The sequence below is a fragment of the Pseudomonas sp. GM30 genome (genome assembly GCF_000282275.2).
In the GTDB taxonomy this organism is placed as follows: domain Bacteria; phylum Pseudomonadota; class Gammaproteobacteria; order Pseudomonadales; family Pseudomonadaceae; genus Aquipseudomonas.
Genome location: NZ_AKJP02000015.1, coordinates 43,523 through 61,657, shown reverse-complemented (window position 1 = coordinate 61,657; position 18,135 = coordinate 43,523). Strand labels below are relative to the sequence as shown.

General features: G+C 60.9%; 21 protein-coding genes. 19 read left to right on the top strand and 2 right to left on the bottom strand.

All coding sequences use genetic code 11. The annotated features are described in order from the left end of the window. The first annotated feature begins 160 nt into the window (after window positions 1–160). The 18 genes from fliE (at window position 161) to flhB (ending at window position 15,589) form a co-directional block, all read left to right on the top strand. A complete protein-coding gene (gene fliE, locus PMI25_RS11895; RefSeq protein WP_003222869.1) occupies window positions 161–490 on the top strand; it encodes a flagellar hook-basal body complex protein FliE in 330 nt (109 codons plus the stop codon). Between the two features lie 15 nt (window positions 491–505). Next, window positions 506–2,293 (top strand): flagellar basal-body MS-ring/collar protein FliF, encoded by a 1,788-nt coding sequence (gene fliF, locus PMI25_RS11890; protein WP_007966239.1) that lies wholly within the window; start codon window positions 506–508, stop codon window positions 2,291–2,293. Next, window positions 2,286–3,305, top strand: a complete 1,020-nt coding sequence (fliG, locus tag PMI25_RS11885) for a flagellar motor switch protein FliG (protein ID WP_007920042.1) — start codon at window positions 2,286–2,288, stop codon at window positions 3,303–3,305. Before fliF ends, fliG begins: the two co-directional genes overlap by 8 nt. A 4-nt stretch (window positions 3,306–3,309) precedes the next feature. Next, the gene (gene fliH, locus PMI25_RS11880) at window positions 3,310–4,116 is read left to right on the top strand and encodes a flagellar assembly protein FliH (RefSeq protein WP_007966240.1); all 807 of its coding nucleotides are present in this window, start codon (window positions 3,310–3,312) and stop codon (window positions 4,114–4,116) included. Beyond that, complete coding sequence (gene fliI / locus PMI25_RS11875) at window positions 4,106–5,464, top strand: flagellar protein export ATPase FliI (RefSeq protein WP_007966241.1); 1,359 nt, start codon at window positions 4,106–4,108, stop codon at window positions 5,462–5,464. The genes fliH and fliI overlap by 11 nt, the downstream gene beginning before the upstream one ends. Window positions 5,465–5,470: 6 nt before the next feature. Continuing rightward, a complete protein-coding gene (gene fliJ / locus PMI25_RS11870; protein WP_007966242.1) occupies window positions 5,471–5,920 on the top strand; it encodes a flagellar export protein FliJ in 450 nt (149 codons plus the stop codon). 156 nt (window positions 5,921–6,076) lie between these two features. Continuing rightward, on the top strand, window positions 6,077–6,382 hold the full coding sequence (locus PMI25_RS11865; protein ID WP_007966243.1) for an STAS domain-containing protein: 306 nt from the start codon (window positions 6,077–6,079) through the stop codon (window positions 6,380–6,382). A gap of 5 nt (window positions 6,383–6,387) precedes the next feature. Then, on the top strand, window positions 6,388–8,091 hold the full coding sequence (locus PMI25_RS11860) for an ATP-binding SpoIIE family protein phosphatase (RefSeq protein ID WP_007966244.1): 1,704 nt from the start codon (window positions 6,388–6,390) through the stop codon (window positions 8,089–8,091). Window positions 8,092–8,121: 30 nt separating this feature from the next. Next, a complete protein-coding gene (locus PMI25_RS11855; protein WP_007966245.1) occupies window positions 8,122–8,469 on the top strand; it encodes an Hpt domain-containing protein in 348 nt (115 codons plus the stop codon). 106 nt (window positions 8,470–8,575) lie between these two features. Beyond that, window positions 8,576–9,970: a flagellar hook-length control protein FliK gene (locus PMI25_RS11850; RefSeq protein WP_007966246.1), complete on the top strand. Its 1,395-nt coding sequence runs from the start codon at window positions 8,576–8,578 to the stop codon at window positions 9,968–9,970. Between the two features lie 212 nt (window positions 9,971–10,182). Continuing rightward, window positions 10,183–10,686, top strand: coding sequence for a flagellar basal body-associated protein FliL (fliL, locus tag PMI25_RS11845; protein WP_007966247.1), 504 nt, complete (start codon window positions 10,183–10,185; stop codon window positions 10,684–10,686). 9 nt (window positions 10,687–10,695) lie between these two features. After that, the gene (gene fliM / locus PMI25_RS11840; RefSeq protein WP_003222890.1) at window positions 10,696–11,664 is read left to right on the top strand and encodes a flagellar motor switch protein FliM; all 969 of its coding nucleotides are present in this window, start codon (window positions 10,696–10,698) and stop codon (window positions 11,662–11,664) included. Between the two features lie 57 nt (window positions 11,665–11,721). Beyond that, entirely contained in the window at window positions 11,722–12,180 is a 459-nt protein-coding gene (fliN, locus tag PMI25_RS11835) for a flagellar motor switch protein FliN (protein ID WP_003222891.1), read from the top strand. Continuing rightward, on the top strand, window positions 12,181–12,633 hold the full coding sequence (gene fliO / locus PMI25_RS11830; protein WP_007966250.1) for a flagellar biosynthetic protein FliO: 453 nt from the start codon (window positions 12,181–12,183) through the stop codon (window positions 12,631–12,633). After that, window positions 12,633–13,391, top strand: coding sequence for a flagellar type III secretion system pore protein FliP (fliP, locus tag PMI25_RS11825; RefSeq protein ID WP_003222895.1), 759 nt, complete (start codon window positions 12,633–12,635; stop codon window positions 13,389–13,391). Before fliO ends, fliP begins: the two co-directional genes overlap by 1 nt. Beyond that, entirely contained in the window at window positions 13,388–13,657 is a 270-nt protein-coding gene (fliQ, locus tag PMI25_RS11820; protein WP_007920026.1) for a flagellar biosynthesis protein FliQ, read from the top strand. Before fliP ends, fliQ begins: the two co-directional genes overlap by 4 nt. 3 nt (window positions 13,658–13,660) lie before the next feature. Next, window positions 13,661–14,446 carry a flagellar biosynthetic protein FliR gene (gene fliR, locus PMI25_RS11815; protein ID WP_007966251.1) on the top strand — a complete coding sequence of 262 codons (786 nt, stop codon included), beginning with the start codon at window positions 13,661–13,663 and terminating at the stop codon, window positions 14,444–14,446. 3 nt (window positions 14,447–14,449) lie between these two features. Beyond that, the gene (gene flhB, locus PMI25_RS11810; protein ID WP_007966253.1) at window positions 14,450–15,589 is read left to right on the top strand and encodes a flagellar biosynthesis protein FlhB; all 1,140 of its coding nucleotides are present in this window, start codon (window positions 14,450–14,452) and stop codon (window positions 15,587–15,589) included. 244 nt (window positions 15,590–15,833) lie between these two features. Here flhB and PMI25_RS11805 read toward each other — a convergent pair whose 3' ends face one another. Next, a complete protein-coding gene (locus PMI25_RS11805) occupies window positions 15,834–16,193 on the bottom strand; it encodes a DUF6124 family protein (RefSeq protein WP_007966255.1) in 360 nt (119 codons plus the stop codon). 567 nt (window positions 16,194–16,760) lie between these two features. On the opposite strand from PMI25_RS11805, the gene PMI25_RS11800 reads away from it, so the two are divergent. Further along, the gene (locus PMI25_RS11800; RefSeq protein ID WP_007966257.1) at window positions 16,761–17,057 is read left to right on the top strand and encodes a hypothetical protein; all 297 of its coding nucleotides are present in this window, start codon (window positions 16,761–16,763) and stop codon (window positions 17,055–17,057) included. Window positions 17,058–17,632: 575 nt separating this feature from the next. Here the strand turns inward: PMI25_RS11800 and PMI25_RS11795 are convergent. Continuing rightward, window positions 17,633–17,992, bottom strand: coding sequence for a DUF6124 family protein (locus tag PMI25_RS11795; protein ID WP_007969655.1), 360 nt, complete (start codon window positions 17,990–17,992; stop codon window positions 17,633–17,635). Window positions 17,993–18,135 lie beyond the last annotated feature (143 nt).

Here is an 18,135-nt window from a genome sequence, read left to right as displayed (position 1 = left end):
ATTCTCCCTCTTCGCGAGCAAGCTCGCTCCCACAGTGATTTCGCGGTGCCTGGACGGGCTTTTATAAAATAAGTCCGCCGAGCTGGCACCCTTGTTGCTAACACCTGTGTACCCGCCGAGTGAGTGTCAAAAAATTGCGGGCCGCCCAAGAGAGTAGACCATGAGCCAAGGTATTGAATTCAATCGGTTGATGATGGACATGAAGGCCATGAAAATGGACGCCATGGCCACGCCGAAATCGACTGCCGCCGTCCCTGAACTGGCAGGCAGCAGCTTTTCCGACATGCTCGGTCAGGCCATCAACAAAGTCAGCGATACCCAGCAGGCGTCAACTCAGTTGGCCAACGCATTTGAAATCGGCAAGAGCGGCGTCGATCTGACGGACGTGATGATCGCCTCGCAGAAAGCCAGCGTGTCGTTCCAGGCTCTGACCCAGGTGCGCAACAAGCTGGTTCAGGCTTATCAAGACATCATGCAGATGCCGGTTTAAGGACGAGATTGAGTCATGGCAGAAGCAGTCGCCGATAACGTTCCGGCCAAGGCCACCCCGATAGACGGCAAACCGCCGCTGTTCGGCCTGTCCTTCCTGGAAAACCTCTCCGAGATGACCATGCTGCGTCAGGTGGGCCTGTTGGTCGGCCTGGCTGCGAGCGTGGCGATTGGCTTTGCCGTGGTGCTGTGGTCGCAGCAGCCGGATTACCGTCCGTTGTACGGCAGCCTTGCCGGCATGGACGCCAAGCAGGTCATGGACACCCTGGCCTCCGCCGACATCCCTTACACCGTCGAGCCGAACTCCGGCGCCTTGCTGGTCAAGGCTGACGACCTGTCCCGTGCGCGGATGAAACTCGCGGCCGCTGGTGTCACTCCCAGCGACGGCAACATCGGTTTCGAAATCCTCGACAAGGAACAGGGTCTGGGCACCAGCCAGTTCATGGAAGCGACGCGTTACCGTCGCGGTCTCGAAGGCGAACTGGCGCGCACCATCTCCAGCCTGAACAACGTCAAGGGCGCCCGCGTGCACCTGGCGATTCCGAAGAGCTCGGTGTTCGTGCGCGATGAACGCAAGCCAAGCGCTTCGGTGCTGGTCGAGTTGTACTCCGGGCGTTCGCTGGAGCCGGGTCAGGTGGTGGCGATCATCAACCTGGTGGCGACCTCCGTTCCCGAGCTGAGCAAATCGCAGATCACCGTCGTCGATCAGAAGGGCAACCTGCTCTCCGATCAGGCGGAAAACTCCGAAATGACCATGGCCGGCAAGCAGTTCGATTACAGCCGTCGCATGGAAAGCATGCTCACCCAGCGCGTGCACAACATTCTGCAGCCGGTACTGGGCAACGATCGCTACAAGGCTGAAGTCTCGGCCGACATCGATTTCAGTGCCGTCGAATCCACCGCCGAGCAGTTCAACCCGGACCAGCCGGCGTTGCGCAGCGAGCAGTCGGTCAACGAACAACGCACCGCCAGCAATGGCCCGCAAGGTGTGCCGGGTGCGCTCAGCAACCAGCCGCCGGCACCGGCTTCGGCCCCGCAAACCACCGGTGGCGCGCAAGCTTCTACCGGGATGATTCAGCCAGGTCAGCCACTGGTCGATGCCAACGGTCAGCAGATCATGGACCCGGCCACCGGCCAGCCGATGCTCGCGCCGTATCCGGCCGACAAGCGTCAACAATCCACCAAGAACTTCGAGCTCGACCGTTCCATCAGCCACACCAAACAGCAGCAGGGTCGCCTGAATCGTCTGTCGGTGTCGGTGGTGGTCGACGATCAGGTCAAGGTCAATGCGGCCAACGGTGAAACCACCCGCGCGCCGTGGAGCGCCGACGAATTGGCGCGCTTCACCCGTCTGGTGCAGGATGCGGTCGGTTTCGATGCCAGCCGTGGCGACAGCGTCAGCGTGATCAACATGCCGTTCTCCGCCGAGCGCGGTGAAGTGGTCGCCGATATTCCGTTCTACTCCCAGCCATGGTTCTGGGACATCGTCAAACAAGTGCTGGGTGTGTTGTTCATCCTGGTGCTGGTGTTTGGTGTGCTGCGTCCGGTGTTGAACAACATCACCGGCGGCGGCAAAGGCAAGGAGCTGGCCGGTCTGGGCAGCGACGTGGAACTCGGTGGCATGGGCGGCCTGGACGGCGACCTGGCCAACGACCGCGTGAGCCTCGGTGGTCCGCAGAGCATTCTGTTGCCAAGCCCGAGCGAGGGTTACGACGCACAACTGAATGCAATCAAGAGCTTGGTGGCCGAGGATCCGGGTCGCGTGGCTCAGGTCGTGAAAGAGTGGATTAACGCAGATGAGTGATAACCGAGCCGCAACCGTCAAACTGAACAAGGTCGACAAAGCCGCGATTCTGCTGCTGTCCCTGGGTTCGACCGATGCCGCGCAAGTGCTGCGCCACATGGGCCCCAAAGAGGTTCAGCGTGTGGGTGTGGCCATGGCGCAGATGGGCAACGTCCATCGCGAGCAGGTCGAGCAGGTCATGAGCGAGTTCGTCGACATCGTCGGCGACCAGACCAGCCTCGGCGTCGGCTCCGACGACTACGTGCGTAAAATGCTTACCCAGGCGCTGGGTGAAGACAAGGCCAACGGCCTGATCGACCGCATCCTGCTCGGTGGCAACACCAGCGGCCTCGACAGCCTGAAATGGATGGAGCCGCGCGCGGTTGCCGACGTGATCCGTTACGAACACCCGCAGATTCAAGCGATCGTGGTGGCATACCTCGACCCGGATCAGGCCGGTGAAGTGCTCGGCAACTTCGACCACAAGGTGCGTCTGGACATCATCCTGCGCGTCTCGTCGTTGAACACCGTGCAACCGGCTGCGTTGAAAGAGCTGAACCAGATTCTCGAGAAGCAGTTCTCCGGCAACTCGAATGCCTCGCGCACCACCCTGGGTGGCATCAAGCGTGCGGCGGACATCATGAACTTCCTCGACAGCTCGATCGAAGGCCAGCTCATGGACTCGATCCGCGAAGTCGACGAAGACCTGTCCGGTCAGATCGAAGACCTCATGTTCGTGTTCAACAACCTCGCCGACGTCGACGACCGTGGCATCCAGGCGCTGTTGCGCGAAGTGTCCTCCGACGTACTGGTACTGGCCCTCAAGGGTTCGGACGAAGGCGTCAAAGAGAAGATCTTCAAGAACATGTCCAAACGTGCGGCCGAACTGTTGCGCGACGACCTCGAAGCCAAAGGCCCGGTGCGCGTCAGCGACGTGGAAACCGCGCAGAAGGAAATCCTCACCATTGCCCGTCGTATGGCCGAGGCCGGCGAGATCGTACTCGGTGGCAAGGGCGGCGAGGAAATGATCTAAGCCCATGGACAAGCATGACGAGTCAGTGACGGATCTGATCCGCGCCCGCGATGTCCGTGGTTTCGAATCCTGGGCGCTGCCCAGCTTCGATCCGCCGAAACCGGAACCCGAGCCGGAACCGGAGCCCGAACCGCCGGAAATGGAAGAAGTGCCGCTGGAAGAAGTCCAGCCACTGACTCTGGAAGAACTCGAAAGCATCCGTCAGGAAGCTTACAACGAGGGCTTCGGCATCGGCGAGAAAGAAGGGTTTCACAGCACCACGCTGAAGGTGCGTCAGGAAGCCGAAGTGGCGCTGGCGGCGAAACTCGCCAGCCTCGAACAACTGATGACCCACCTGTTCGAGCCGATTGCCGAGCAAGACACGCAGATCGAAAAATCGCTGGTCGACCTCGTGCAACACATCACCAGACAGGTGATCAAGCGCGAACTGGCGATTGACTCCAGCCAGATCGAACACGTCATGCGCGACGCGCTCAAGCTGCTGCCGTTGGGCGTGGACAACGTGCGTCTGTACGTCAATCCGCAGGACTTCGAGCAGGCCAAGGCGTTGCGCGAGCGCCATGAAGAAACCTGGCGCATCGTCGAAGACGACACGTTGCTGCCGGGCGGTTGCCGGGTTGAAACCGAGCACAGCCGCATCGACGCCAGCATCGAGACCCGCGTGACCCAGGTCATGGCCAAACTGTTCGACCAGTTGCATGAACAGGCCCTGCACCCGGCGGCGCCCGATCTGAGCCTGGACATTCCTGAAGAAAGCCAAGCGGCGGCTGCCCCTGAAGAGCCGCTCGCGGACACCCCCGATGCGCCTTGAACGCACCAGTTTCGCCAAGCGCCTCAGCACCTATGCCGACGCCACTGAAATCGCCGGCGCGCCGATTCTCGAAGGCCGCCTGCTGCGCATGGTCGGCCTCACCCTTGAAGCCGAAGGCCTGCGCGCCGCCATGGGCACGCGTTGCCTGGTGATCAATGACGACAGCTATCACCCGTCCCAGGTGGAAGCGGAAGTCATGGGTTTTTCCGGCAGCAAAGTCTTTCTGATGCCGGTCGGCAGCGTCGCCGGTATCGCCCCGGGCGCCCGTGTGGTGCCGCTGGCGGAAACCGGTCGCCTGCCGATGGGCATGAGCATGCTCGGTCGCGTACTCGACGGCGCCGGGCGCGCGCTGGACGGCAAGGGCGGGATGAAGGCTGAAGACTGGGTGCCAATGGACGGCCCGACCATCAACCCGCTCAACCGCGACCCGATCCACGAACCGCTGGACGTCGGCATCCGTTGCATCAACGGTTTGCTCACGGTCGGGCGTGGTCAGCGTCTGGGTCTGTTCGCCGGTACCGGTGTCGGTAAATCGGTGCTGCTGGGCATGATGACCCGCTTCACCGAGGCCGACATTATCGTCGTCGGTCTGATCGGTGAGCGGGGTCGAGAAGTTAAGGAGTTCATCGAGCACATCCTCGGTGAAGAAGGCCTCAAGCGTTCCGTGGTCGTCGCCTCGCCGGCGGACGATGCGCCGCTGATGCGTCTGCGCGCGGCGATGTACTGCACGCGGATCGCCGAGTATTTCCGCGACAAGGGCAAGAACGTCCTGTTGCTGATGGATTCGCTGACCCGTTTCGCCCAGGCCCAGCGGGAAATCGCTCTGGCTATCGGCGAGCCGCCAGCGACCAAGGGTTATCCGCCCTCGGTGTTCGCCAAACTGCCGAAACTGGTGGAGCGCGCCGGTAATGCGGAGAAGGGCGGGGGTTCGATCACCGCGTTCTACACCGTATTGTCCGAAGGCGATGACCAGCAGGACCCGATTGCCGACTCGGCGCGGGGCGTGCTCGACGGCCACATCGTGTTGTCCCGGCGTCTGGCCGAAGAAGGGCACTACCCGGCCATCGACATCGAAGCGTCGATCAGCCGGGTAATGCCGGCCGTGGTCTCGGCGGAACACATGCAGCGCGCGCAGTACTTCAAGCAGCTGTGGTCGCGCTATCAGCAGAGCCGCGACCTGATCAGCGTCGGCGCTTACGTCGCTGGTGGCGACCGCGAGACCGATCTGGCGATCTCGCTGCAACCGCAACTGACCCGCTACCAGCGCCAGGGGCTGAACGACAAGATCAACATGGGCGAGAGCCAGGCTTACCTCGAAACCCTGTTCGCGCCTGCGGCGGGCGGGTAACCGGCCATGGCCGTGAGCCGAGCTGCGCGTCTGGCACCGGTGGTGGAAATGGCCGAACAGGCCGAGAAAACCGCCGTGCAGCGCCTGGGTTACTTTCAGGGCCAGGTCAAAGTGGCCGAAAGCAAACTGGCCGACCTCGACGCCTTTCGTCTGGATTATCAGGAACAGTGGATCGTGCGGGGCAGCGACGGGGTTTCCGGGCAATGGCTGCTGGGGTATCACGGCTTCCTCGCGCAACTGGACACCGCGATCGACCAGCAGCGGCAAAGCCTGGTCTGGCACCAGAACAACCTGATCAAGGCGCGGGACGCCTGGCAGGAGGCGTTTGCCAAGGTCGAAGGCTTGCGCAAACTCGTGCAGCGCTACCGCGAAGAGGCGCAACGCCTCGAAGACAAGCGCGAGCAGAAGCTGCTGGACGAGTTGTCGCAGCGCTTGCCGCGGCACGATCCTTTTTAAAACCAGATCAAAAGATCGCAGCCTTCGGCAGCTCCTACACCGATCCTGTAGGAGCTGCGGTACGCTGCGATCTTTTGACTTTGCTCTGCACCTTGCCCCAACCCTGTCCAGGTGCTAAACCTTGTACACGTTCGTCAATGACAAGGAAGCCAGTCAATGTCAGTCGTTACAGAAGTCTCTCCGGATGGTCAAAAACTGACGATTTCGGTCAGGGGGCGGTTCGATTTTGGGCGCCATCAGGAATTTCGCGAGTCCTATGAGCGGCTTAACAGAAAACCTGACTCCATCGTGGTTGATCTGAAAGATGCCACCTACCTCGACAGTTCAGCGCTGGGCATGCTGCTCCTGCTGCGCGATCACGCCGGTGGCGACGACTCGGACGTGCGGGTGATCAACAGCAACTCCGACGTGCGCAAGATCCTCGCCATCTCCAACTTCGACAAACTGTTCGACATCAGTTGACGGCCATGCAGGCGCAAGAGCCGCTGACCATCCTGATCGCCGAAGACAGCGCCGCCGACCGTCTGCTGCTGTCGACCATCGTCCGCCGCCAGGGCCATGAAGTGCTGACCGCCGCCAATGGCGCCGAAGCGCTGGAGGTATTTCGGCGTCAGCCACCGCATCTGGTGCTGATGGACGCGATGATGCCGGTGATGGACGGCTTCGAAGCGGCGCGGCAGATCAAAGCGCTGGCGGGGGAGACCCTGGTGCCGATCATCTTCCTGACCTCGCTGACCGAGAGCGAAGCGCTGGCTCGTTGTCTGGAGGCGGGTGGCGACGACTTTCTGGCGAAGCCCTACAATCAGGTGATCCTCGCCGCCAAAATCAAGGCGATGGATCGCTTGCGCCGCTTGCAGGCCACGGTCCTGCAGCAGCGTGACCTGATCGCTAAACATCACGATTACCTGCTTAATGAACAGCGCGTGGCCAAAGCGGTGTTCGACAAGGTCGCGCATTCGGGTTGCCTGAGCGCGCCGAATATTCGCTACCTGCAATCACCCTATGCGTTGTTCAACGGCGATCTGCTGCTGGCGGCCTATACCCCGGCCGGCGACATGCATGTGCTGCTGGGTGATTTCACCGGTCACGGCTTGCCGGCGGCGGTGGGGGCGATGCCTCTGGCCGAAGTGTTTTACGGCATGACTGCCAAGGGTTACGGCTTGGCGGAAACCCTGCGCGAGATGAACGCCAAGCTCAAGCGCATCCTGCCGGTGGACATGTTCTGCTGCGCGACCATGCTTTGCCTGAGCTTTCAGCGGCGCACGGTGGAAGTGTGGAACGGCGGCATGCCCGACGGTTATCTGCACCGTATCGCCACGGGCGAGCGGTTGCCGCTGGCGGCGCGCCATTTGCCGTTGGGGGTGCTCAGCCCGCAGGCGTTTGACGATCGCACCGAAGTGCAGGCCATGGCGGTCGGGGATCGAGTGTTCCTGCTGTCAGATGGCGTGATCGACACCACTGACGCCGAGGACCGGTTGTTTGGTGTCGAGCGTTTGCAGCAGCTGTTCGCCGCCAACCGCGAGCCGGACAACCTGTTCGCCGAGATTGAGCAAGCCTTGTGCGAATTTCGCGGCGAACCCCGTGACGACGTGAGCATGGTCGAGATCAGCCTGCTTGAGGCGGCGCATGTCGTGCCGTCGGCGCCGGTGTATTCCGACAGCGGCCAGTCGAGCCCGCTGGACTGGTCGGTAAGCTTCGAGTTTCGCGGGGCTACGCTCAAACGTTTCAATCCCTTGCCGTATCTGCTGCAGTTGTTGCAGGAAGTACACGGTTTGCGCACCCAGGGCGGGGCGATCTACAGCGTGCTCGCCGAGTTGTATTCCAATGCGCTGGAACATGGCGTGCTGGGTCTCGATTCCAGCCTCAAGCGCGATGCCGCCGGGTTTGCCAGCTATTACCAGCAGCGTAATGCGCGCCTCGAGGCCTTGCAGGACGGTTACGTGCGCGTGCATCTGCAAGTGAAGCCGCAAGGTGCCGGAGGCTGCCTGGTCATTCGCGTCGAAGACAGCGGCAAGGGTTTTGACGTGGCGAGGGTGATGGAACGGCCGCTGGACGATGTCCGTTTGTCGGGGCGCGGCGTCAGTTTGATCCGGCAATTGGGGCATAACGCCAGTTGGTCGGACGAAGGTCGCAGTGCTTGCGTAGAGTTTTTCTGGGAGGTTAAGGCATAATTCGCCGATTCTTGATCAAGGAGTGAACAAGTGACTGAGATACATATTGATCGCGAGGCGCTAAGCGTACTGCGCGAAGTCATGGAGGATGGTTATCCGGAGCTTCTGGATACCTTTCTGGCGGATTCCGAAAGTCGCTTGGATGAGCTGAAGAAGACGGTGGATGCCACGGCTTTGTCTGAAGTTGCCCATAGCTTCAAGGGCAGCGCCAGTAACATGGGAGCTGTCCGGTTGGCGGCGCTCTGCCAAGAGCTGGAATCGGAAGCCAAAAATAAAAGCCCCTTGGACATTGCCAGGCTCGTGGCTGACATCAGCAGCGAATTCGCCGATGTCCGCCCGATCTACGAAGACGAACGCCAGCACGCCCTGACGCATTGAATCCTGCCGACCGACGCTTTTCGCAAGCACCGGACAAAACTGGCCCGACACTTGCACTAATCTCCGTCAACTGTACCTACGATCCCAGTGCAGCGGAGACCGTGTCATGCCTGCGACCCCCAATGTTCTTCTTCAATCTGCCGCCCAGGCCAAGGCGCAAGCTGCCGCCGCGAAAGCGCCGGTCATGGCCGCAGACACCGGGGACAAGGCCTCAAGCTTCGCTCAGGTGTTCGCCGATCAAGGCCCGAAGAAGCCCCTTGCGAGCGCTGACAATTCGGTGAAGCCGGCGCGCGACAAGGTGGCCGACAACAGCGACAAGAAGGATTTCAGCAAGGATAAATCTGCCGCCACGCAACAGACCGTTGCCGATAGCGGCAATGCCTTGCCTGCCGACAAGACCGCGTCGACCACCTCCGATGATCAGGCCGCCGCTGACAAGGCCGCCGCCGATGCTGCCGCCGACAGCGCGCAGACGCCAGTGGCGGACACTCCTGCGGTGGATCCAGCACTGGATCCGGCCCTGGCGCAAACCGTGCAACCGCTGGTCACCGCGCCAGTGGTGGCAGCGCCAGTCGCTGCAACATCGGAGCCGACCAAGGCTGAAACGCCGGTCGTGGCCGCAACCGTCGCGCCAGCCGTGGTCAAAGATCCGGCGGCATCGACCGACAGCGCTTTCGACCCGGCGGCCGATCCACTCGATTCGTTGCCGGCGCTGCGCATGGCGATGGAGCAGGGCGGACACATTTCCGCCAGCAGCCAGACACAAGCCAAAGCTACACCGGCCCAGACCCAGGCCGACGGTGAATTGACTGCCGCGCAGAACTTCGCCGCCGGCATGGCCAGCATGCTCGACGTGCAGGCCGACAAGGACAGCACCAGTCAGAATGGCGAAAAGGCCTTCAGCGGGTTGATCGACGATGGCCTGAAAGATCTGAAGGCTGCTACCAGCGACACCCGGGTCGATGATTTCGCCAACCGTCTGGCGGCGCTGACCCAGGCGGCCACTCCGAAAACTGCGAACGCGGTGCCGGTGAATCAACCGATCGCGATGCACCAGAGCGGCTGGACCGAGGAAATCGTCAACCGCGTCATGTACCTGTCCAGCGCCAACCTGAAGGCGGCGGATATTCAATTGCAGCCGGCAGAACTCGGGCGTCTGGATATCCGGGTGAACATGGTGCCGGACCAGCAGACCCAGGTGACCTTCATGAGCGCGCATCCAAGCGTGCGTGAAGCGCTGGACGGTCAGATGCATCGCCTGCGCGACATGTTCACCCAGCAGGGCATGGGCCAGGTCGACGTCAATGTCTCCGACCAGAGCCGTGGCTGGCAGGGTCAGCAGGGTCAGGAACAGGCGCAGCAGGGCCAGAGCGGCCGCACCAGCGCCGTTGGTGGACGCCTGGATTCGGCGGACGAAGAGCTGACGCCGGCGACAGTGGCGGAAGCCGCTGCGCAGACCACCAGCGTGATCGGCTCCAGCGCCGTCGACTACTACGCCTGACACAACGCTGTATCCCCCTGTGGGAGCGAGCTTGCTCGCGAAAGCGGTTAAACATTCAACTCTGAAGTTGTCTGTCACACCGCCTTCGCGAGCAAGCTCGCTCCCACCGTTGTTTTGCGGTGCCTTCCAATCTCCTCCGACACTTCTGGCATAACACTTGCTCTTGCCTTGCCGTGCGACTGTGAAAACCCGATTAGTGACGGATTATTGGCATGGCGAAGAGCGAAGCAGCAGCTGTAAAAGACCCCGCGACCAAAGGCAAACTCAAGATGATCATCCTGATCGTGGTGGCTCTGCTGCTGGCGATCGGTGTGTCCGTGGGCGCGACCTGGTACTTCATGCACAGTGCTCAGAGCAAGCCTGCCGCAGCGGCCGAGGCCACTCCGGTCGGCAAGCAACCGGCGATTTTCGAGCCGATGGCGCCGGCGTTTGTCGCCAACTACAACCAGAACGGCCGTCAGCGCTACATGCAGGTGAGCATCACCATGCTGGCGCGTAACCAGGCCGATCTGGAGGCGCTCAAAGTGCACATGCCGGTGATCCGCAACAACTTGGTGATGCTCTTCTCCGGTCAGGATTTCGCCACGCTGGCGACCCCGGTCGGCCAGGAGATGTTGCGCCAGAAGGCTACCGCCAGCGTCCAGGAAGTGGCGCAGAAAGAGCTGGGCAAAGTGGTGATCGAACAGTTGCTTTTCACTAATTTCGTACTGCAGTAGGAACACGACATGGCCGTGCAGGATCTGCTGTCCCAGGATGAAATCGACGCGCTGTTGCATGGCGTCGACGATGGTCTGGTACAGACCGATAACGCTGCCGAACCCGGCAGTGTCAAAAGCTACGACCTGACCAGCCAGGATCGCATCGTCCGTGGACGCATGCCGACTCTGGAAATGATCAACGAGCGTTTTGCCCGTTACACCCGCATCAGCATGTTCAACATGCTGCGCCGCTCGGCGGACGTTGCCGTCGGTGGCGTGCAGGTGATGAAGTTCGGCGAATACGTGCACTCGCTGTACGTGCCGACCAGCCTCAACCTGGTCAAGATCAAACCGTTGCGCGGCACCGCGCTGTTCATCCTCGACGCCAAACTGGTGTTCAAGCTGGTGGACAATTTCTTCGGCGGCGACGGCCGTCACGCCAAGATCGAAGGGCGTGAATTCACCCCGACCGAACTGCGTGTGGTGCGCATGGTGCTGGAGCAGGCGTTCGTCGATCTGAAGGAAGCCTGGCAGGCGATCATGGAAGTCAATTTCGAGTACATCAACTCGGAAGTGAACCCGGCCATGGCCAACATCGTCGGCCCGAGCGAAGCGATCGTGGTCTCCACCTTCCACATCGAACTCGATGGCGGTGGCGGTGACCTGCACGTGACCATGCCGTACTCGATGATCGAGCCGGTACGCGAAATGCTCGACGCCGGTTTCCAGTCGGACCTCGACGATCAGGACGAGCGCTGGGTCAACGCCCTGCGTCAGGACGTGCTCGATGTCGACGTACCGATCGGCGCCACCGTGGCCCGCCGCCAGTTGAAGCTGCGCGACATCCTGCACATGCAGCCGGGGGATGTGATCCCGGTCGAAATGCCGGAAGACATGATCATGCGCGCCAACGGCGTACCGGCCTTCAAGGTCAAGATGGGCTCGCACAAAGGCAACCTCGCGTTGCAGGTGATCGAGCCGATCGAGCGGCGCTGAAGCGTCGCTCTCACCCCCCACGCATTTAACTGAATTGTTGCCCGCCGAGGACACATGATGAACGACGAAATGAACGCCCAGGACGATCAGGCACTGGCCGACGAATGGGCTGCGGCCCTGGAAGAGACCGGTGATGGCAGCCAGGCTGACATCGACGCACTGCTGGCCGCCGACGCTGGCGCTGCAAGCTCCAACCGTCTGCCGATGGAAGAGTTCGGCAGCGTGCCGAAAAACAACGATCCGGTGACCCTGGACGGTCCGAACCTGGACGTGATCCTCGACATCCCGGTGTCGATCTCGATGGAAGTGGGCAGCACCGACATCAACATCCGCAACCTGCTGCAACTGAACCAGGGTTCGGTGATCGAGCTCGATCGTCTGGCCGGTGAGCCGCTGGACGTGCTGGTCAACGGCACGCTGATTGCGCACGGCGAAGTGGTGGTGGTCAACGAGAAGTTCGGTATCCGCCTGACCGACGTGATCAGCCCAAGCGAACGCATCAAGAAGCTGCGCTGAGTGAAACGGTTTCTCTGGGCTTTGCTGGCATTGCCATTGAGCGTGCTGGCCGCCGAGCCGTCGACGGCGACGACCGTGCCTGCTGCCACCGCGCCGATGGTCAACAGCGGCGTGGCCGGGCAACTGACGCAACTGGTGTTCGGTCTGTTGCTGGTGCTGGGGTTGATCTTCTTCCTCGCCTGGCTGCTGCGCCGGGTGCAACAGTCGGGGCCGGCGGGCAAGGGCCAGGTGATCGAACTGATCGGCTCCCGCGCGCTCGGCCCGCGTGACCGGTTGATGCTGGTGCAGGTCGGCAACGAGCAGATTCTGCTCGGCTTGAGCCCTGGCACCATCACCGCGCTGCACGTGCTCAAGGAGCCGGTGCAAGTGCCGAGCAGCAGTGAAAAAGCGACCCCGGAATTTGCCCAGCATCTGCTGAAGATTCTCGGCAAGGATCAGAAGGATAAGAAGTAATGGGTGCGCTACGCATCGTCTTGACGCTGGCCCTGATGCTGGCCGCGCCGCTGGCGTTCGCCGCCGACCCGTTGTCGATCCCGGCGATCACGCTGGGCACCAACGCCGACGGCGCGCAGGAGTATTCGGTCAGCCTGCAGATCCTGCTGATCATGACCGCCCTGAGCTTCATTCCGGCGGCCGTGATTCTGATGACCAGTTTCACCCGAATCATCATCGTCTTCTCGATCCTGCGTCAGGCCCTCGGCCTGCAGCAGACACCGTCGAACCAGATCCTCACCGGCATGGCGCTGTTCCTGACCATGTTCATCATGGCCCCGGTGTTCGACCGGGTGAACAACGATGCGCTGCAGCCGTACCTGGCGGAAAAACTCACCGCGCAGCAAGCGGTGGAAAAAGCCCAGGTGCCGATCAAGGACTTCATGCTCGCCCAGACCCGCACCAGCGATCTGGAGCTGTTCATGCGCCTCTCCAAGCGCACCGACATCGCCACCCCGGATCAGGCGCCGCTGACCATTCTGGTGCCGGCGTTTGTCACTTCCGAGCTTAAAACCGCGTTCCAGATCGGCTTCATGATCTTCATTCCGTTCCTGATCATCGACCTGGTCGTGGCCAGTGTGCTGATGGCGATGGGGATGATGATGCTCTCGCCGCTGATCATTTCGCTGCCGTTCAAGATCATGCTGTTCGTACTGGTGGATGGCTGGGCGCTGATCATCGGCACCCTGGCCAGCAGTTTCGGAGGTGTTTCGCCATGACGCCGGAAGTCGCGGTCGATATCTTTCGTGAAGCGCTGTGGCTGACCACTCTAATGGTCGCGATTCTGGTAGTGCCGAGCCTGTTGGTCGGTTTGCTGGTGGCGATGTTCCAGGCAGCGACGCAGATCAACGAACAGACCCTGAGCTTCCTGCCGCGTCTGCTGGTGATGCTGGTGACGCTGATCGTCGCCGGTCCGTGGATCGTGCAGACGTTCATGGAATACATCATCCAGTTGTACAAAAACATTCCGATGGTCATCGGCTAAGCCATGCAGTCGCTGCTTCAGCTGACCGACACCCAGATCAGTACCTGGGTGGCGTCGTTCATGTTGCCACTGTTTCGTGTCGCCTCGATGCTGATGGTCATGCCGGTGTTCGGCACCACGCTGGTGTCGCGGCGGATACGCCTGTATTTCGCCGTGGCCATTACCGTGTGCATTGCCCCGGGGCTGCCGCCGATGCCGGAGGTCAGTCCGCTTGCGCTCAGCGGCTGGTTGCTGATTGCCGAGCAGATTCTGGTCGGTGCGGTGCTGGGGTTTTCCCTGCAACTGTTTTTTCAGGCGTTCGCCGTGGCCGGGCAGATTGTCGCGATCCAGATGGGCATGGGCTTCGCCTCGATGGTTGACCCGGCCAACGGCGTCTCGGTGGCGGTGATCGGGCAGTTCTTCACCATGCTCGTGACCTTGCTGTTCCTGTCGATGAACGGCCACCTGGTGGTCTTCGAAGTGCTCACCGAGAGTTTCACCACGCTGCCGGTTGGCGGCGGGTTGATGACGGCGCAGTATTGGGAGCTGGCCGGCAAGCTCGGCTGGGTTCTGGGGGCCGCGTTGTTGCTGGTGCTGCCGGCGGTCACCGCGCTGTTGGTGATCAACATCGCATTCGGCGTGATGACCCGCGCCGCGCCGCAACTGAACATCTTCTCCATCGGTTTCCCGCTGACCCTGGTGCTGGGCCTGTTCATCGTCTGGGTCGGGTTGGCGGACATCCTCAATCAGTATCAGCCGCTGGCCAGCGAGGCCTTGCAGCTGTTACGCGAACTGGCACGGGCGCGCTGAGTCATGGCTGAGAGCGAAAGCGGTCAGGACAAAACAGAAGACCCCACGGACAAACGGAAAAAGGACTCCCGGGAGAAGGGCGAGATTGCCCGCTCCAAAGAGCTCAACACCCTCGCCGTGATGATGGCCGGCGCCGGTGCGCTGCTGGTGTTCGGCGGCATGCTGGCCGAAGACCTGATGGAGCTGATGCGCCTGAACTTCACCCTCTCGCGCGAAGTGATCATGGATCAGGGGGCCATGGGCAGGTTTCTGTTGCAGTCGGGCCAGATGGCGCTGCTGGCAATCCAGCCGATCATGATCACCCTGTTGCTGGCGGCGTTGATCGGGCCGATCTCCCTCGGTGGCTGGCTGTTTGCAGCCGGCTCCATGGCGCCCAAGTTCAGCCGGATGAACCCGGCCTCGGGGCTGAAACGGATGTTTTCGTTCAAGGCGGTGGTCGAACTGCTCAAGGCGCTGGCGAAGTTTCTGATCACCTTGTCTGTGGCGCTGGTGGTGTTGTCATCCGATGTCGACGATTTGTTGCGTATCGCTCATGAACCGCTCGAGATGGCGATCATTCACAGCGTCACGCTGGTCGGCTGGAGCACATTGTGGCTGGCCTGCGGCCTGATCATCATCGCCGCCGTCGATGTCCCGGTGCAGCTCTGGGAAGCGCACAAGAAACTGCTGATGACCAAGCAGGAAGTGCGCGACGAGCACAAGGATCAGGAAGGCCGCCCGGAGGTCAAGCAGCGCATCCGCCAGACCCAGCGCGAAATGTCGCAGCGGCGGATGATGGCAGCGATTCCCGACGCCGACGTGGTCATCACCAACCCGACCCACTACGCCGTCGCGCTCAAGTACGACTCGGAGAAGGGCGGCGCGCCGGTGCTGCTGGCCAAGGGCAGCGACTTCCTCGCGCTGAAGATCCGCGAAATCGCCGTCGCCAACAACGTCATGCTGTTGGAGTCACCGGGGCTGGCGCGCTCGATCTACTACTCCACCGAACTTGAACAGGAAATCCCCGGCGGCCTGTACCTGGCCGTCGCTCAGGTATTGGCCTACGTCTACCAGATCCGCCAGTACCGCGCCGGCAAGGGCAAACGCCCGGATCCACTCAAAGACGATTTGCCGATCCCGCCGGATCTGCGGCGCGATTCCTGACGTTTGCCGTGATCAAAAAAACCGCCGCCCCGAACAAACGGAGCGGCGGTTTTTTATACCTGACCCATTGATACTTCGACTCCTGCCGCAGTCATTGTGGTGAGGGGATTTATCCCCGATGGGCTGCGCAGCGGCCCTAAAACCTGAGACTTCGATCTTTCAGGAATACCGCGTGCTCTGGTTTCGCGACTGCTGCGCAGCCGATCGGGGATGAATCCCCTCACCACAGTTCTTGCCTCCCTTCTTAGGTCGGCAACTCCAGATTATCCATCACCCGATTCACCGCCAGTTCGCCGAGCATGATCAGTTGCGCGATGCCCAGCAGCGTCCTGCGCTGCGACGCCGGTATGAGGTGGGCGAAGTCATTGGCGATGGTTCTGGCTGAGGCGAGTGTTTCGCAGGCATCGGCCAGCAGTTCCTCGTTTTTGAAGTCGGCGGTCACGGCGTACATCGAGCGGGTTTTACGTTGAATGGGCGTGGCGCCGGGCGAGCAGAGGTAATGGTCGAGGGCACGATCGGCCGCTTCGTGGAGCTTTTTTGAATCGAGGGATTCGTAGGGGGAGGTGGCGTCGGATTCGGGTGGGTTGGGTGTTGGTTTGATCATGGTAAAGCTCCTAGAGTCGACGGAGCTGCCACATTTCGCTGCGATACGAAAGGGAGGTGGCAGCTATACGCGGGTCGCAGACCGGGACTCTAGAACCGGCAGACCCAAAGGTCTCCCACGTACAGCCGCCATAAAGCGAGGACGGAAGTTGTGCGTCTAGAAATCAGCGGGCTGCGAGACCCGATCGCTGATTCGTCAGCGACCGATCCACAATAGAACCCGCCCCCAAAGCGCACAAGCCGGCGGATTCTGGCTTGGTTGTAGGCAATGGCGCAAGGATTTGTAGCCTGAAAGGCGTGTCTGAAGGTGTCTTTTAAACACCGAAGTTTAAAGGGCGACTGAGCGAGCAACGGCCATGCTGAGTATCTGGTTTGTCGCTGAAAGGATCTCAAGGACGACTTGCTGACGGCGCCGGGTTATCGGCGCAATTCAAATATTACCTTTCGTCTGGAAACATGTCGCACCTGTCAGGTTTTACAGGTGTGGAACAAGTGCGTTTGCGGTTTGCTGGCTGGATGGCGCTGCACAGTCGGTGCGCGCACTTCTGTGAAAGCAGGGAGAAAGACAATGAAGGGTAAATTCAAAAGCTATGACGAAAGCACGGGTAAGGTCCTCATTGAGGCGGACACTCAAGTCGACTCTTCTTCCATAGATCCCACCTTTTCCCCGAGTTTTTACAAGTTCAGGTATGAGGCAGAGTGCGCAGTCGATTTAAGCGGCAGCTCAAAAACTAGAGGTGAGGAAAGTTACTACCTCATCGTTCCTGAGGGGCATAGGCGCATGTTTAAAATCACAGAGGGTGCGAGTGTTGAGTTTGAACTTGTGAAAGAGGGGTCAATGGAAGTGAAAAGTATCCGTTTCTAAATAATTTGGTGTGTTGAAAAGTTTTGCCGATTTCATCGGATCTGCGCCGCGATATCTGAACTTACCGATAAAAAAACGCCGTCCCGATTGAGCGGGGCGGCGGTTTTTTATGCCTGACCCAATGATGACCCGCTCTTGCCGAGGTCATTGTGGTGAGGGGATTCAGCGAGACGTCGCACCGCCCCGATGGGTTGCGCAGCGGCCCTAAAACCTAACGCTTCGATCTTTCAGAAATACCGCGAGCGCAGGTTTTACGACTGCTGCGCAGCCGAGCGGGACGGTGCGACGATTCGACAAGCTCCCTCGCCACAGGTTCTTGCGTGCCTTCTTGGCCCGGCAATTCCAGATCATTCAGCGCGCGATTCACCGCCAGCTCCCCACCTGACCCAATGAAACTTCGACTCCTGCCGCAGTCATTGTGGCGAGGGAGCTTGCTCCCGCTGGGCTGCGCAGCGGCCCTAAAACCTGTCACTGCGATCTTTCAGAAATACCGCGAGTTCAGGGTTTACGGCGTGCTGCGCAGCCGAGCGGGACGGACGGGCAAGCTCCCTCGCCACAGTTTCTCGTCTGACTTCTCAGCCCGGCAACTGCAGATTATCCAGCGCGCGATTCACCGCCAGTTCGCCGAGCATGATCAGTTGCGCAATACCCAGCAGCGTCCTGCGCTGCGATGCGGGTATGAGATGGGCGAAGTCATTGGCGATGGTTCTGGCTGAGGCGAGGGTTTCGCAGGCATCGGCCAGCAGTTCTTCGTTTTTGAAGTCTGCGGTGACGGCGTACATCGAGCGGGTTTTACGTTGAATGGGCGTGGCGCCGGGGGAGCAGAGGTAATGGTCGAGGGCCCGGTCGGCCGCGTCGTGGAGCTTTTTTGAATCGAGGGATTCGTAGGGGGAGGTGGCGTCGGTTTCGGGTGGGTTGGGTGTTGGTTTGATCATTGTGAAGCTCCTGAGTTATGGAGCCACTCTTCCCCTGTCGCTAAACAAGTGAAGGTGGCAGCTGTACGCAGGTTAGCGAACCGGTCTCAGGCACCCCGGTAGACCCAAAGGTCTCCCGCATACAGCCGCCATAACATAATTGC